This window comes from Roseateles chitinivorans (assembly GCF_050632145.1).
Taxonomy (GTDB): Bacteria; Pseudomonadota; Gammaproteobacteria; order Burkholderiales; family Burkholderiaceae_C; genus Roseateles; species Roseateles chitinivorans_B.
On record NZ_CP192577.1, the window covers coordinates 151,404 to 165,489 of the forward strand.

Consider the following 14,086-nt stretch of genomic DNA (forward strand, 5'->3'; position numbering starts at 1 on the left):
CGGGCCGGGTTTTTGCCGGACACATATACTGGGAACGCCTTTGTTCCGTCCCGCGCAACGGGGACGGACCATGCGGCGCCAAGCAGCCAGGCTGTACTGATTCAAGGTTTTTCATCATGGGCGCCAAACTGAAAGTCGCGGGCTGGGTCGCATTGGGTGCGATGGCCGGCGTCATGACGACGATGCAGCTGCAGGCCAATGCCCGCAGCACCACCAGCCCCCTTCCGCTCGAGGAACTGCAGCAGCTCGCCGCCGTCTTCGGGATCGTGAAATCCGACTACGTCGAATCCGTCGACGAGAAGAAGCTGATCAACGATGCCATCTCCGGCATGGTCAGCGGCCTGGACCCCCACTCCCAGTTCTTCGACAAGAAGAGCTTCAAGGAATTCCGCGAAAGCACCTCCGGCAAGTTCGTCGGCGTGGGCATCGAGATCGGCATGGAAGACGGCCTGGTCAAGATCGTCTCCCCGATCGAAGGCAGCCCCGCCTTCCGCGCCGGCCTCAAGAGCGGCGACCTGATCAGCAAGATCGACGAGACGGCCGTGCGCGGCCTGACGCTCGACCAGGCGGTCAAGAAGATGCGCGGCGAACCGGCCACCAAGGTCACGCTGTCGATCTACCGGAAGTCGGAAAGCCGCACCTTCCCCGTCACGATCGCCCGCGAGGAAATCCGCGTGCAGAGCGTGCGCGCCAAGCTGGTCGAGCCGGGCTACGCCTGGGTCCGCGTGAGCCAGTTCCAGGACCGCACCGTCGAGGACTTCACCCAGAAGCTGGCCGACCTCTACAAGCAGGACCCGAAGATCAAGGGCGTCGTGCTGGACCTGCGCAACGACCCGGGCGGCCTGCTCGAAGGCGCGGTGGCGATCTCCGCCGCCTTCCTGCCCAAGGGCGTCGAGGTCGTGTCGACCAACGGCCAGCTCGCCGAATCGAAGGCCAGCTACCGCGCCGATCCGGACTTCTACGCCCGCCGCGGCTCCGGTGACCCGCTGCGCCGCCTGCCCGACGCGATCAAGAACGTGCCGATGGTGGTGCTGGTCAACGAAGGTTCCGCTTCGGCGAGCGAGATCGTCGCCGGCGCGCTGCAGGACCACAAGCGCGCCACCGTGATGGGGCTGCAGACCTTCGGCAAGGGCTCGGTGCAGACCGTGCGCCAGCTGGGCCCGGACACGGCGGTCAAGCTGACCACCGCCCGCTACTACACGCCGAGCGGCCGCTCCATCCAGGCCAAGGGCATCGTGCCGGACATCCCGCTGGACGAAACCGCCGAAGGCAACGTGTTCGCCGAGCTGCGCATGCGCGAAGCCGACCTCGAGAAGCATCTCCACGGCTCGGACGAGAAGACGGAAGAGACGCGCTCCAAGGAACTGGAGAAGATCCGCGAGGAACGCCGCCAGAAGCTGGAAGCCGACTACGCCAAGCGCGCCGAAGCACCGAAGCCGCTGCCCGAGTTCGGCAGCGCCGAAGACTTCCCGCTGCGCCAGGCACTGAACCAGCTGCAAGGCAAGCCGGTCGCGGTGTCGAAGGTCGCGCAGGAACGCAAGGCCGAAGCGAAGACGGAATGATCGAAGCCGGCGAAAGCCGGTTCCGCAAAGACAGACGCCCGATGCTTGCATCGGGCGTTTTGCTTGGTGGGTGCTGAGGTGCCGGGCGGGGGACCGCCCAACTTCGCCGGCCAAGCGCGGGCTCTCCACGCAGCAGGGGGCATCCCTCCGGGAACCCCCAGCAGCATTCCGGCCCCACTCACGTCGGCGGACTTCACCGGCTTGGGGCGGCGGACTCCGGGAGTCTTCTGGTGCTTCAATGAAAAACGCCCGATCGTGATCGGGCGTTTGCCTGGGGCGCCGCGGCGTCAGCCGGTGGTGCCGTTGCTTTCTTCCGCTTCGGCGTCCGGGGCCTTCGAATATCTGGCGAAGGCGTTGGCGGCCCAGAGGCCCACTTCGTAGAGCAGGCACATCGGGATCGCGAGCGCGAGCTGCGAGACGATGTCCGGCGGCGTGATGACCGCCGCGATGACAAAGGCCAGCACGATGAAGTAGCCGCGGAACTGCTTGAGCTGCGGAACCGTGACCAGGCCCATGCGCGCCAGCACCACCACCACCACCGGCACCTCGAAGGCCGCCCCGAAGGCGATGAACATGTTCATCACGAAGCCGAGGTAGGCCTCGATGTCCGGCGCCGCCGTGATGCTCTTGGGGGCGAAGCTCTGGATGAAGGTGAAGACCTTGCCGAACACGAAGAAGTAGCAGAACGCCACCCCCGCGAAGAACAGCAGCGTGCTCGACACCACCAGCGGCATCACCAGCCGCTTCTCGTGCGAGTACAGGCCCGGCGCCACGAAGGCCCAGACCTGGTACAGCACCACCGGCAAGGCCACCAGGAAGGCCGCCAGCAGCGTGATCTTCAAGGGCACGAGGAACGGCGAGAGCACGTTCGTCGCGATCATGGAGCTGCCCTGCGGCAGGTGCGACACCAGCGGCACCGCCAGCAGGTCGAAGAGACCGCCAGGACCCGGCCATGCGCACAGCACCCCGAACGCGACGGCGACCGCGAGCAACGCCCGGATCAACCGGTCGCGCAGCTCCATCAGATGGGAAACAAAGGGCTGTTCGGTGCCGGCCAGTTCGTCTTCTTGGGGGCTGCTCATGGGGCTCGGCGGGAAGGACGGAAGCGCGCCACGCGGGCCGCGCCGGATTGGGCGTGGCGACGCACGCCCTGCTGCTGCTTGAACCAGACCGGCGTGGCGCCCCGCTTGAGGCGCCAGTTCTTCTTGGGACGTTCATAGACCGGCACCGCGCTGCCGTAGCCGCCGATCGTGCCGTCCGCATTCGTCCCGTCCACGGACAGGTCGGACCAGGTGGACTGCAGCGACTGGTTCGCGGCGTCCATCTGCTCCTGCACGCTGGACTGCACGTCGTTGACGGCCGTCTGGAACTGGCCCTTCATCTTCTGGAGTTCCTCCAGCTCGATGGACCGGTTCACTTCCGCCTTCACATCGGACACGTAACGCTGCGCCTTGCCCAGCAGCGTGCCCACGGTGCGGGCGACGCGCGGCAAGCGCTCAGGGCCGAGCACGACCAGCGCCACGGCGCCGATCAGCACCAGCTTGTCAAAGCCGAAATCGACCATGCGGGCCGCGCTCAGTTGCGCGTCTTGGCGTCGACGTCGACGGTGTTCGGATCAGCCGCCTTGTTGGCGTTGGCCACCTGCTGAGGCGGCGCGTCGGACGAGGTGCCGTCCTTCATGCCGTCCTTGAAGCCCTTGACGGCAGCACCCAGGTCGCCGCCGACGTTGCGCAGCTTCTTGGTGCCGAAGACGGCGATCACGACGACCAGCACGATCAGCCAGTGCCAAATACTCAAACCACCCATGACAATCTCCAGAGTCGGAAGCCGAAATTCTACGGTGCGCGCATGACAGGCATGTCGGCGATCAATGCCCGTCCATGACCGCATCAGCGGCTTATGGACCTCTCGCTACCCGCTGAGCGAACACCGACTGCGGAAAACCGGCGCAGCGTCGCTCGTTAAATGAGGCTGGCGCTCAGCCTTTCAACCAGGGGCGCGGGCCGCCGACCGCGTGCATGTGGAGGTGGAACACCTCCTGGCCGCCATCCGACCCGGTGTTGATCACGGTCCGGAAACCATTCGTGACGCCGAGTTCCTTCATCAGCTTGGGCACCAGCACCGACATCTTGCCCAGCAGCGGCGCGTGTTCAGGTTGCAGCTCGGCCATGCTGGCGATGTGCTGCTTGGGGATCAGCAGGAAGTGCACCGGCGCCCACGGGTGGATGTCGTGGAAGCCGATCACGTCGTCGTCCTCGTAGACCTTCTTCGCGGGGATCTGGCCCTGGACGATCTTGCAGAACAGGCAGTGGGGGTCGTGGCTCATGGTCGGAGGCGGTGGGAAGCGGTCAGGAAACGATCACAGGGGCATGGGCCGGCGGTCGTTCATGGCCAGCCAGCCGCGCACGATGCGGTAGAGGAACCAGATCGAGATCAGGCACCAGGCGATCCAGCCCGGGATGATGAAGGCGAACCACAACGGGATCGTGATGACGTACAGGATGCCGCACCACAGTACGCTGCGCAGGCGCCACGAGAAGTGCGTGGCCTGCCAGGTGCCGGCGGCTTCGTCGCGCTTCACCAGGTCGACGATCACGGCGACGATCAGCAGCACGATGCTGGCCTGCACGCCGGGCAGCAGCGCGCCGATCGCGACGACCGCGTGCAGCGCGTAGCTGATGATGCCGATGGTGCGCAGGCTGGCTTCGCGCTCGGGATCGAGCACGACGTCGGGCGACTGCGGTTCGAAGGTCTGGGTCATGCGGTCTCCTTCATGCGGCCTCTTGTGAAGCGGGGGCGGGGCTTCGGCGGGCGAATTCCTCGAGGCCGGACAGGCCTTCACGGCGGGCCAGCTCGGCCAGCACCTGCTCGGGTCGCAGGTCGAAGGCCGCCAGCGCAACGATCGAATGGAACCACAGGTCGGCGACCTCGTAGACCACCTTGTCCGGCGCACCGTCCTTGGCCGCGAGCACGACCTCGGTCGCTTCCTCGCCGACCTTCTTCAGGATCTGGTCCAGGCCCTTGGCGAACAGCTTGGCGACGTAGCTCTTGTCCGGATCGCCCTCGGCGCGGCGTTGGGCGACGACATCGCCCAGGTGCGCCAGGACGTCCGTGCCGGTCAGCGGGGCCGTCTCATGGACGATCGGCGGCGCCGTCACCGCGGGCGACGGGCTGTCGGGCGGGAATGGCGTGTCAGGGACTGCGGGCGTGTCAGGCGTGCTCATCGCGCTCAAGCCTTGTAGATGCTGGCCGGGTCCTTGAGGACCGGCTCGACCGCCGTCCACTGCCCGTTCTCCAGCTTCTGGAAGAAGCAGCTGTGGCGGCCGGTGTGGCAGGCGATGCCGGGTTCATGGCCGTGCTGCGTGACGCTCAGCAGCACGACGTCGTTGTCGCAGTCCAGCCGGATGCCGTGGACCTGCTGAACATGGCCGGACTCCTCGCCCTTGTGCCACAGCCGCTGTCGCGAGCGGCTCCAGTAGACCGCCTCGCCGACCTCGGCGGTGCGGGCCAGCGCCTCGCGATTCATCCACGCGAACATGAGGATGTCGTTCGAGCCCTGCTCCTGGGCGATGACGGGCACCAGCCCGTCGCGGTCCCACTTGATCTGATCCAGCCAGTCCATCGCGGCAGTGTAGTCCGCGGTCGCTGCGCCGGCATCGGTCACACCGTCGGTCGTGCCTTCAGACGACATGGGTCGCCCCGACGTGGAAGCGCTCGGCGGCGAACCACTGCAGCACCGGGATCGTGCCCGGCAGCACCGGCTGCACCTGCACCGGCAGGTGCTGCCAGCTCATCGCCTGGCCCTCGCGCATCTCGAACTCGCCGTGCCACTCGTACACCTTGCAGAAGTGCAGGCGCACCTTGGCGTGCGGGTACTCCATCAGTTCGATCTTCCAGGGCGACGCGGCACCGATGGTGATGCCGAGCTCCTCGTGCAATTCGCGGCGCAGCGCCTGCTCCACCGTCTCGCCGGCCTCGAGCTTGCCGCCCGGGAACTCCCAGTAGCCGGCGTAGACCTTGCCCTCGGGGCGCGAGGTCAGCAGGAACTCGGTTTCGCGGCCGTTCGGCTCGCGGCGCACCAGCACGCCGACCGCCACGTCCACCGGCACGCGATCGCTCGCGGCGGAGGGGCTGTGCGGATTCGCGGATTCGTTCTTGTCGGGCATGGACGGGTTGGACATGGACTTGTCAGACATGGTCGAGCCCCTCCGGCACATCGCCGTCCCGGGCCGGCGAGGCCGCGCCGACGTCGGCGGCATTCCCGGCCGGCCCCTGCCCCGCCAGATCGCGGGCGAACTGGTAGGCCACGCGACCCGAGCGCGATCCGCGCTCCAGCGCCCAGACCAGCGCCAGCTGGCGCGAGGCCTCGATGCGGGCGGCATCCAGGCCGAAATGCGTCAGCCACTGCGCGACGATCGCCAGGTATTCCTGCTGGCTGAAGCTGTAGAAGCTGATCCACAGGCCGAAGCGCTCGGACAGCGAGATCTTCTCCTCCACCGCCTCGCCCGGATGCACCTCGACGTTGCCGTCGCGCTCCGAATAGGTCGACGCGAGGTTGTCCTTCATCTGTTCGGGCAGCAGGTGGCGGCGGTTGCTGGTCGCGTAGATCAGCAGGTTGTCGGTGGCCGCGGCGACGGAGCCGTCCAGCATCGACTTCAGCGCCTTGTAGCCGGCCTCGCCTTCGTCGAAGCTGAGGTCGTCGCAGAAGATCACGAAGCGCTCCGGCCGGTCGGCGACGAGATCCGCCAGGTCCGGCAGATCGACCAGATCACCCTTGTCGACCTCGATCAGGCGCAGGCCCTGGCCGGCGAATTCGTTGAGGCAGGCCTTGATCAGCGAGCTCTTGCCGGTGCCGCGCGCACCGGTCAGCAGCACGTTGTTGGCGGGTTGCCCCTGCACGAACTGGCGCGTGTTGCGCAGCAGCCGCTCCTTCTGCGGCTCGACCTCCTTGAGGTCGGCCAGGCGGATCGCGGACAGGTGCTTCACCGGCTCCAGCCGGGCGCTCGCGCCACGCTTGCGGTAGCGGAAGGCCACGGCCGCGTCCCAGTCGGGCGGCGTCAGGGGCTGGGGCAGCACGGCCTCCAGGCGGTTCAACAGCGCGTCGGCGCGCCGCAGCAGGGCATCAAGGGCGTCGGACATGACGCCGAGTGTAGGTCGCGGCTCGGGATCCTCCGGGCGGTTGGCATCGCGAAAGCTCAGGCGAGCATTCGCATCGCGGCATCCAACTGTTCGGTCGGAAGACGCTTGAAGCCCGAGCGCGCGTAGCGCTGCAGCCGGCCGATGATGAAGCTCACCAGCACCGAGGCCTGCGCCTGCGCCTCGACGGTCGGGGTGGTCGAGCCCGAGGCCTCCGCGGCGGTGCGCAGTCCCTGCCGCAGCGCCGACTCGACCTTGTCGAAGAACTGGTTCATGCGCGCGACCAGGCGCTCGTTCTCGTAGACCAGCGCGTCACCGACCATCACGCGGGCCATGCCCGGGTTGCGCTCGCCGAACTGCAGCAGCACCGCGACGATGCGCTGCGCCTGCGCCAGCCCGTCCGTCTCGCGCTCGGCGATCTGGTTGAGCAGCGAGAAGATGCTGGTCTCGATGAATTCGATCAGGCCCTCGAACATCTGGGCCTTGCTGGCGAAGTGGCGGTAGAGCGCCGCTTCGCTGACCTCGAGCCGGGCCGCGAGGGCGGCCGTGGTCACGCGTTCCGCGCCGGGCTGCTCCAGCATGCTGGCCAGCGTCTGGAGGATCTGCACCCGGCGCTCGCCCGGCTTGAGCCGCTTGCGTGGCAGCTCCGCCGGCTTGGCAGCGGCAGAGTCCGGGGTGTCCGAGGAACTGGGGTGCATGGAGGGGGCCGAAGTGTGCGGCGATTCTGTCACAGCCGGAACGCCGCCTTGACGCCCATGCCGGACGGCGTACGCCGCCCCGCCCCTTCGCTCAGTCTCTCAGCCAGCCGAGCCGGCGTGCCTCGTAGATCGCCTCGACCTTGGAGCGCACCTGCAGCTTGCGGTAGGTGCGTTTCACGTAGGTCATGATCGTGTGCGGCGACACGTTCATGAACTGCGCGATCTCGTCGAAGGTGAAGCCCTTGGCGGCCAGGTGCAGCACGCGCGATTCCTGCTCGGACAGCGCGACGACCTGTTCGTCGACCAGCGGCATCGGGGCCGAATCGCCGAAGCCGCGCGGATGCGCGCCCGCGCCCTGCGGCGCCAGGCGCAGCAGCAGCCGGCGCGCGATCACCGGCGAGATCGGGCTGCCGCCCGCGCGCAGCGAGCGCAGCTGGCCCGGCAGGTCCAGCGCCAGCGAGTCCTTGAGCAGGTAGCCGGTCGCGCCGGCTTCGATGCTCGAGAGCACGTGCTGCTCGTCCCCGAAGACGGAGATGACCATCACCTCGCACTCCGGCGCGACGTGGGCCGCGTGGCGGATCAGTTCGATCCCGCTGCCGCCGGGCAGGTCGAGATCGACCAGCAGCACGTCGGGACGCGTCTGGTCGAACATCTTCCGGCCCTGCTGGAGATCGGTGGCCATGCCGACCAGACGGATGTCCGGCGCTTTCTCAAGGGCATGGGCGAACGCTTCGCGGAAACGAAGCTGATCCTCGACGATCAAGACGCTGAAAAGTGACATGCAATCCCTCACGGCCTGCGGAGCCGTTTCGTGGCGCATTCTGGGATGTCGCGTGTTTCAGCGGCAATCCCCAGCTTGCAGTGGTATGACCTTCGACCAAGCCGGGCGGCCAGCGGGTCACCGTAGGGCAAGCATCGATCCCGCACGTCCCCGTAAACGACCGAGCCCCCTCGTTCGGAGGGGCTCGGTGCGGGGATCCACCCATCAGGGGGATCCGGAGGCGCATTCCCGGCCTGCGTCAGCGCCCACCGCTGGCGCGGGACGGGCGGTGGAAGCGGCCGGGAGGCTTCCGCTCAATGCGAGCGGATCATCGTGCCGTAAGCCTGTTCGGAAAGGATTTCCAGCAGCATGGCGTGCGGGACGCGGCCGTCGATGATGTGGACGGCCTTGACGCCGCTGCGGGCGGCGTCCAGCGCGGAGGCGATCTTGGGCAGCATGCCGCCCGACAGCGTGCCGTCGGCGAAGAGCTCGTCGATCTCGCGCGCGGACAGGTCGGTCAGCAGGTTGCCCTGCTTGTCGAGCACGCCGGGGGTGTTGGTCAGCATCACCAGCTTCTCGGCCTTGAGCACCTCGGCCAGCTTGCCGGCGACGACGTCGGCGTTGATGTTGTAGCTCTCGTTGCTCTCGCCGAAGCCGATCGGGCTGATGACGGGGATGAACTGGTCGTCCTGCAGCGCCTTCACGACGCTGGGGTCGATGGAGACGATGTCGCCGACGGAGCCGACGTCGTGTTCCTTGGCCGGGTCGTCCTTGTCGATCAGCTTGAGCTTCTTGGCGCGGATCATGCCGCCGTCGCGGCCGGTCAGGCCCACGGCCTTGCCGCCGGCGACGTTGATCAGGCCGACGATGTCCTGCTGCACCTCGCCGGCGAGCACCCATTCGACGACGCTCATCGTCTCCTCGTCGGTGACGCGCATGCCCTGGATGAAGTGGCCCTTCTTGCCGAGCTTGTTGAGCGCGTCCTCGATCTGCGGGCCGCCGCCGTGCACCACCACCGGGTTCAGGCCGACCAGCTTGAGCAGCACCACGTCCTCGGCGAAGTCCTGCTGCAGCGCCGGGTCGGTCATCGCGTTGCCGCCGTATTTGATGACGATGGTCTTGCCGTGGTACTTGCGGATGTAGGGCAGCGCCTGGGAGAGCAGCTCCGCCTTGTCGCGCGGCGGGATGTGGCTCAGGTCGGCGTCGTGGACGGGCGGGGTGTTGCTCATGGGGCTGTCCGGCTTGATGAAGAAGGAAGACGGTGGGATTGGCGAACGGCGCGAATTGTAGGACCGGCAAAATCGGCGCCATGCAAGTGCAGCAATATCTGAAACTGTCCGCCGGCGTGGCCGTGCTGACCATCGCCCTGAAGACGGCCGCCTGGTGGTGGACCGGGTCGGTGAGCCTGGCTTCCGATGCGCTCGAATCGGGGGTGAACCTCGCCGGGGCGCTCTTCGGACTGGCGATGGTGACCGTCGCCCGGCGGCCGCCCGACGACGACCACCCCTTCGGCCACCACAAGGCCGAGTACTTCTCCAGCGCCTTCGAGGGCGCGCTGATCCTGATCGCGGCGCTGGGCATCGCCTGGGCCGCGGTCGAGCGGCTGCGCGCGCCGCAGCCGCTGGAACAGCTCGGCCTCGGCATGGCGCTGTCGCTGGTCAGCACGGCCATCAACGGCGCGCTGGCGTGGAAGATGCTGCAGGCCTCGCGCGAGCACCGCTCGATCGCGCTCGAGGCGGACGCGCGCCACCTGTTCACCGATGTCTGGACCTCGGTCGGCGTCGTGGCCGGCCTGATCGGCGTGATGCTGACGGGCTGGACCTGGCTGGATCCGCTGCTGGCGATCCTGGTCGCGCTGAACATCCTGCGCGAGGCGGTGCACCTGATGTGGAAGTCCACCGGCGGGCTGATGGACATGGCGCTCGAGCCCGAGGACCAGCAGGCGATCGCCGCGGTACTGGCGCGCTTCGAGTCGCCCGAGCTGCGTTTCGATCACGTCGCGACGCGCGTGGCCGGGCAGCAGCGGCATGTCGATTTCCATCTGCACGTCCCGGCGCGCTGGACGCTGGGCGAGGCTGCCCAGTTGCGCGGCGAGATCGAGCAGGCGCTGATGCGCGCCCTGCCCGGCCTCCGGGCCAGCATCCAGCTGCTGCCGGTGAACGTCGAGACGCGCTTCGCCGAACAGGCCGCGCGCGAAGAGGCGGCCGGGACGGACCCCGCATCGGTCGCCATCGACATCCCCCCGAAGGAAGGACAAGCATGATCGCGCTGCTGCAACGGGTGAAGGAAGCCCGGGTCGATGTCGGCGACCGCTGCACCGGACAGATCGGCCCGGGCCTGCTGCTGCTGATCTGCGCCGAACCGCAGGACACCGAGGCGGTGGCGGAGAAGCTGCTGCAGAAGATCCTGAAGCTGCGCATCTTCAGCGACGAGGCCGGCAAGATGAACCGCAGCGTGCAGGACGTGGGCGGCGGTCTGCTGATCGTCTCGCAGTTCACGCTGGCCGCGGACGTCTCGGGCGGCAACCGGCCGAGCTTCACCGGCGCGGCGCCGGCCGAACTCGGCCGCCGGCTCTACGACCATGCGGTCGCGTTCGCGCGGTCGCAGCATCCGGTCGTCGGGACCGGCGAGTTCGGCGCGGACATGCAGGTCGCGCTCGTGAATGACGGGCCCGTCACGATTCCGATCCGGATGTGATGAGAATGCGGCCCTGGCACCGAAGATCGCATTGAGGAACACACCATGATCAGTTACGTCACCCTGGGCAGCAACGACCGCCGCGCCGCCAAGGCCTTCTACGACGCCGCGCTCGCGCCGCTGGGATTGAAGCCGGGCTACTCGGACGACGAGATGGTCGGCTACGGCCCCGAAGGCGGCGAGACGCAACTGTGGGTGGTGCAGCCCTTCAACGGGCTGGACGCGACGGTCGGCAACGGCTCGATGCTCGCGCTGGCGGCATCGACGCGGGCGCAGGTGGACGCGGTGTACGCCGCGGCGATCAGCGGCGGCGGCAAGGATGACGGCCGTCCCGGCCCGCGCGAGAACTACGGGCCGAACTTCTACGCGGCCTATTTCCGCGACCTGGACGGCAACAAGGTGGGCGTGGTGTGCCGGTCGCCGGCATGACGATGGTCGCCTGAGGCCGGCCCTCCGGCCAGGCCGATGAACAGACGCCAATGAACAGACACCAATGAAAAGGCCCGCCGGAGGCGGGCCTGTCGGGGAAGCGGGTCATCCCGCTCCGGGTGTCTTCGTCGATCAGTCGGCGTACTGACCCGCCGCCTTGATGATCGGCGTCCACTTGTTGATCTCGTCGGCGACGAACTTCTTGTGTTCGGCCGGGTTCACGCGGTTGTCGGTGACGATGACCGCGCCCAGCGCTTCCTCGCGCTTGTGGAACTCGGGATCCTTCAGCGCCGTCTTCAGCGCCGTGTTGATCTTGTCCAGCACCGCCTTCGGCGTGCCCTTGGGCGCGTACATGCCGTGCCAGATCGTCACGTTGAAGCCCTTCAGGCCGGACTCGTCCAGCGTCGGCAGCTTGGCCAGCGAACCGCCCAGGCGCTTGGTGGTCGAGACCGCGTAGGCCTTGACCTTGCCGCCGTCGATCTGGGTCGTGGTGTTGGTCGTCTGATCGCACATCAGGTCGACCTGGCCGCCGATCAGGTCGGTCATCGCCGGGCCCGTGCCCTTGTACGGAACGGTGGTCATGTCAATCTTGACCGTGCTCATGTACAGCAGGCCGCACAGGTGCGAGGCGGACCCCAGGCCGGCGTTGGCCAAGTTGATCTTGCCCTTGTTGGCGCCCAGCCACTTCACCAGGTCGGCGTAGTTCGCCGCCGGCAGGTTGGGGCGCGAGATCAGCGTCATCGGCACTTCGTTGATCAGGCCCAGGTACTCGAAGTCGTCCAGCGTCTTGTACTGCAGGTTGCGGTACAGGGCCGGCGAGGTCGAGATGCCGATGTGATGCAGCAGCAGCGTGTAGCCGTCCGGCGAGGCCTTGGACACCTTGGTGGCGCCGAGCGTGCCGCCGGCGCCGCCGACGTTCTCGATCACGATGGTCGCGTTCAGCGGCTTGCGCAGCGCCTCGGCCAGGTCGCGGGCGACCTTGTCGGTCGGGCCGCCGGCGGCGAACGGGACGACGATGGTCACCGGCTTGTCCGGATAGTCGGCCCAGGCGGCGCCGACGCTCAGCGCCGCGACGGAGGCGAGCAAGATCTTCTTCATGGTGTCTCTTCCTCGTTGGAAGTGTGGGTGATGGCGCGGATGCTAGGTCGCTGTCCCACATTGCAACTTACGGAAACTACGTAAGCCGGGATACCCCCGAGGAAGGAAACGGGAATTCAGTCGAACTTCCGCAGGTCCTCGATGACTTTTCCGTCGTTGGGCAGGGCGCCCCGTTCGACGAACACCACCTCGCCGCGCAGCTTGGTCACGTCGCGCAATGCCACGGCCAGGCCGTCCGCCAGGTCCTGGGGGACGCCGCCGTCGGTCTCGACGCGCAGCGTCATCCGGTCCTGCGCCATCTCGCCCTCGACGACCAGCCGCCCGCGACGCGCCTGCGGGAAGCGCCGCAGCACCTCCGCCACCTGCCCGGCGTGCACGAACATGCCGCGCACCTTGGCGCTCTGGTCCGCGCGCCCCATCCATCCCTTGATGCGGACGTTGGTGCGCCCGGTCGGGCAGGTGCCGGGGAGCACCGCCGACAGGTCGCCGGTGCCGAAGCGGATCAGCGGGTAATCGGGATTGAGCGTCGTGACGACCACTTCGCCGACTTCCCCGTCGGGCACCGGATCGCCCGTGCCGGGCCGGACGATCTCGAGGATCACGCCCTCGTCGACGACCAGTCCCTGCCGCGCCGCGGTCTCGTAGGCGATCAGCCCCAGGTCCGCCGTGGCGTAGCACTGGAAGCCGGCGACGCCGCGTTCGCCGCACCAGTCGCGCAACGCGGCGGGGAAGGCCTCGCCGCTGACCAGCGCCTTGCGCACGGACAAGGGCTGCCCCTGCTCCGCCGCCTTGTCGAGCAGGATCTTGAGGAAGCTCGGCGTGCCGACGTAGGCCTGCGGCCGCAGCTCGGCCATCGCCTGCAGCTGCAGCTCGGTGTTGCCCACGCCGCCGGCGAAGACCGTGCAGCCGAGGGCCTCCGCGCCGCCTTCCATCATGGCGCCGGCCGGCGTCAGGTGATAGCTGAACGAGTTGTGGACCAGGTCGCCCGCGCGCAGCCCCGCCGCGTGCAGCGCGCGGCCGACACGCCAGTAGTCGCGCCCGTGCCCTTCGGGCTCGTAGATCGAGCCCGGGGACTGGAACACGCGACGCGCGCCGCCGTCGCGCTTGAGGCCGCGCCAGCCGATCGTGGAGAACCCGCCGAAGGGCTCGAACGGCACGCGCCCCGCGTCGGCGCGCACCGCCTGCTGACGCGCCAGCAGCTCCGACTTGCGCGTCACCGGCAACCGCGCCAGCGCGTCGCGCGTGCGGACCAGGTCCGGCTCCACGTCGGCCAGCAGTTCGCCGAAAGCCTCGGCGTTCTGACGCGCGTTGGCCACCTGGTGCGGCAACGCCGCCAGCAGCGCGGCTTCGCGCGCTGCCGGGTCGCGCGTCTCCAGCGCGTCGTAGAAATCGCGATCGGCGGCGCCCATCACTCCTCCGCCCACTGCGCGAGGCGACGCTTGAGGTCGTCCTGCAGCTTGCGCACGTCGGCCGCGTTGCGGCACACGCGCGTCTCCCAGTCGGGGCTGCGCGCCGGCCTCTTCGCCAGCTTCGCGGTGATCTGGCCCTCGGCGGCCGCGAGCTGGAGCACCTCCTGGTTCTCGAAGCTCCAGCCGGTGCCGCGCTCGGTCAGCGCGCGCAGGTCGCGCAACGCGCGCTTCAACTGCACCAGCGCCTCCTCGGCCTTGAACGGCGGGGGCGCGAAGAAGTCGTTGTCCATGAACTGC

General features: G+C 68.1%; 19 protein-coding genes. 4 read left to right on the forward strand and 15 right to left on the reverse strand.

Annotated elements, in window-relative coordinates; all coding sequences use genetic code 11:
- Nucleotides 1-116: 116 nt before the first annotated feature.
- A complete protein-coding gene (locus tag ACQ86G_RS00725) occupies nucleotides 117-1,562 on the forward strand; it encodes a S41 family peptidase (RefSeq protein ID WP_431258866.1) in 1,446 nt (481 codons plus the stop codon).
- Between the two features lie 287 nt (nucleotides 1,563-1,849).
- Here the strand turns inward: ACQ86G_RS00725 and tatC are convergent, their stop codons facing one another.
- The 12 genes from tatC to argB form a co-directional block, all read right to left on the reverse strand.
- Nucleotides 1,850-2,644 carry a twin-arginine translocase subunit TatC gene (tatC, locus tag ACQ86G_RS00730; RefSeq protein WP_431258867.1) on the reverse strand — a complete coding sequence of 265 codons (795 nt, stop codon included), beginning with the start codon at nucleotides 2,642-2,644 and terminating at the stop codon, nucleotides 1,850-1,852.
- Nucleotides 2,641-3,126 (reverse strand): Sec-independent protein translocase protein TatB, encoded by a 486-nt coding sequence (tatB, locus tag ACQ86G_RS00735; protein ID WP_431258868.1) that lies wholly within the window; start codon nucleotides 3,124-3,126, stop codon nucleotides 2,641-2,643. The genes tatC and tatB overlap by 4 nt, the downstream gene beginning before the upstream one ends.
- Nucleotides 3,127-3,137: 11 nt before the next feature.
- Nucleotides 3,138-3,368: a Sec-independent protein translocase subunit TatA gene (gene tatA, locus ACQ86G_RS00740; protein ID WP_431048334.1), complete on the reverse strand. Its 231-nt coding sequence runs from the start codon at nucleotides 3,366-3,368 to the stop codon at nucleotides 3,138-3,140.
- A 172-nt stretch (nucleotides 3,369-3,540) separates the two neighbouring features.
- Nucleotides 3,541-3,888 (reverse strand): histidine triad nucleotide-binding protein, encoded by a 348-nt coding sequence (locus tag ACQ86G_RS00745; RefSeq protein WP_431258869.1) that lies wholly within the window; start codon nucleotides 3,886-3,888, stop codon nucleotides 3,541-3,543.
- Nucleotides 3,889-3,921: 33 nt separating this feature from the next.
- Nucleotides 3,922-4,323 carry a DUF4870 family protein gene (locus tag ACQ86G_RS00750; protein WP_431258870.1) on the reverse strand — a complete coding sequence of 134 codons (402 nt, stop codon included), beginning with the start codon at nucleotides 4,321-4,323 and terminating at the stop codon, nucleotides 3,922-3,924.
- Nucleotides 4,324-4,333: 10 nt separating this feature from the next.
- Nucleotides 4,334-4,786, reverse strand: coding sequence for a phosphoribosyl-ATP diphosphatase (locus ACQ86G_RS00755; RefSeq protein ID WP_431258871.1), 453 nt, complete (start codon nucleotides 4,784-4,786; stop codon nucleotides 4,334-4,336).
- Nucleotides 4,787-4,791: 5 nt separating this feature from the next.
- Entirely contained in the window at nucleotides 4,792-5,184 is a 393-nt protein-coding gene (hisI, locus tag ACQ86G_RS00760; protein ID WP_331618164.1) for a phosphoribosyl-AMP cyclohydrolase, read from the reverse strand.
- A gap of 58 nt (nucleotides 5,185-5,242) precedes the next feature.
- The gene (locus ACQ86G_RS00765; RefSeq protein ID WP_431261543.1) at nucleotides 5,243-5,728 is read right to left on the reverse strand and encodes an NUDIX domain-containing protein; all 486 of its coding nucleotides are present in this window, start codon (nucleotides 5,726-5,728) and stop codon (nucleotides 5,243-5,245) included.
- 22 nt (nucleotides 5,729-5,750) lie between these two features.
- Entirely contained in the window at nucleotides 5,751-6,701 is a 951-nt protein-coding gene (locus ACQ86G_RS00770) for an ATP-binding protein (protein WP_431258872.1), read from the reverse strand.
- A gap of 56 nt (nucleotides 6,702-6,757) precedes the next feature.
- Nucleotides 6,758-7,396, reverse strand: coding sequence for a nucleoid occlusion factor SlmA (gene slmA / locus ACQ86G_RS00775; RefSeq protein WP_067276753.1), 639 nt, complete (start codon nucleotides 7,394-7,396; stop codon nucleotides 6,758-6,760).
- 91 nt (nucleotides 7,397-7,487) lie between these two features.
- Nucleotides 7,488-8,177, reverse strand: coding sequence for a response regulator (locus ACQ86G_RS00780; protein ID WP_067276757.1), 690 nt, complete (start codon nucleotides 8,175-8,177; stop codon nucleotides 7,488-7,490).
- Between the two features lie 293 nt (nucleotides 8,178-8,470).
- A complete protein-coding gene (gene argB, locus ACQ86G_RS00785) occupies nucleotides 8,471-9,385 on the reverse strand; it encodes an acetylglutamate kinase (protein WP_431258873.1) in 915 nt (304 codons plus the stop codon).
- An 80-nt stretch (nucleotides 9,386-9,465) separates the two neighbouring features.
- On the opposite strand from argB, the gene ACQ86G_RS00790 reads away from it, so the two are divergent.
- From ACQ86G_RS00790 to ACQ86G_RS00800, 3 genes are read left to right on the forward strand one after another with little or no spacing between them, the layout of a single operon-like run.
- Nucleotides 9,466-10,419 carry a cation diffusion facilitator family transporter gene (locus ACQ86G_RS00790; protein ID WP_431258874.1) on the forward strand — a complete coding sequence of 318 codons (954 nt, stop codon included), beginning with the start codon at nucleotides 9,466-9,468 and terminating at the stop codon, nucleotides 10,417-10,419.
- Nucleotides 10,416-10,853: a D-aminoacyl-tRNA deacylase gene (dtd, locus tag ACQ86G_RS00795; RefSeq protein WP_431258875.1), complete on the forward strand. Its 438-nt coding sequence runs from the start codon at nucleotides 10,416-10,418 to the stop codon at nucleotides 10,851-10,853. Before ACQ86G_RS00790 ends, dtd begins: the two co-directional genes overlap by 4 nt.
- 45 nt (nucleotides 10,854-10,898) lie before the next feature.
- Nucleotides 10,899-11,282: a VOC family protein gene (locus ACQ86G_RS00800; RefSeq protein ID WP_067276770.1), complete on the forward strand. Its 384-nt coding sequence runs from the start codon at nucleotides 10,899-10,901 to the stop codon at nucleotides 11,280-11,282.
- Between the two features lie 132 nt (nucleotides 11,283-11,414).
- Here the strand turns inward: ACQ86G_RS00800 and ACQ86G_RS00805 are convergent, their stop codons facing one another.
- The 3 genes from ACQ86G_RS00805 to ACQ86G_RS00815 all read right to left on the reverse strand — a co-directional run bounded on the left by ACQ86G_RS00805 (nucleotide 11,415) and on the right by ACQ86G_RS00815 (nucleotide 14,079).
- Nucleotides 11,415-12,380: a tripartite tricarboxylate transporter substrate-binding protein gene (locus ACQ86G_RS00805; protein ID WP_431258876.1), complete on the reverse strand. Its 966-nt coding sequence runs from the start codon at nucleotides 12,378-12,380 to the stop codon at nucleotides 11,415-11,417.
- Between the two features lie 116 nt (nucleotides 12,381-12,496).
- A complete protein-coding gene (locus ACQ86G_RS00810) occupies nucleotides 12,497-13,789 on the reverse strand; it encodes a phenylacetate--CoA ligase family protein (RefSeq protein WP_431258877.1) in 1,293 nt (430 codons plus the stop codon).
- Nucleotides 13,789-14,079, reverse strand: a complete 291-nt coding sequence (locus ACQ86G_RS00815; RefSeq protein WP_431258878.1) for a hypothetical protein — start codon at nucleotides 14,077-14,079, stop codon at nucleotides 13,789-13,791. Before ACQ86G_RS00815 ends, ACQ86G_RS00810 begins: the two co-directional genes overlap by 1 nt.
- Nucleotides 14,080-14,086 lie beyond the last annotated feature (7 nt).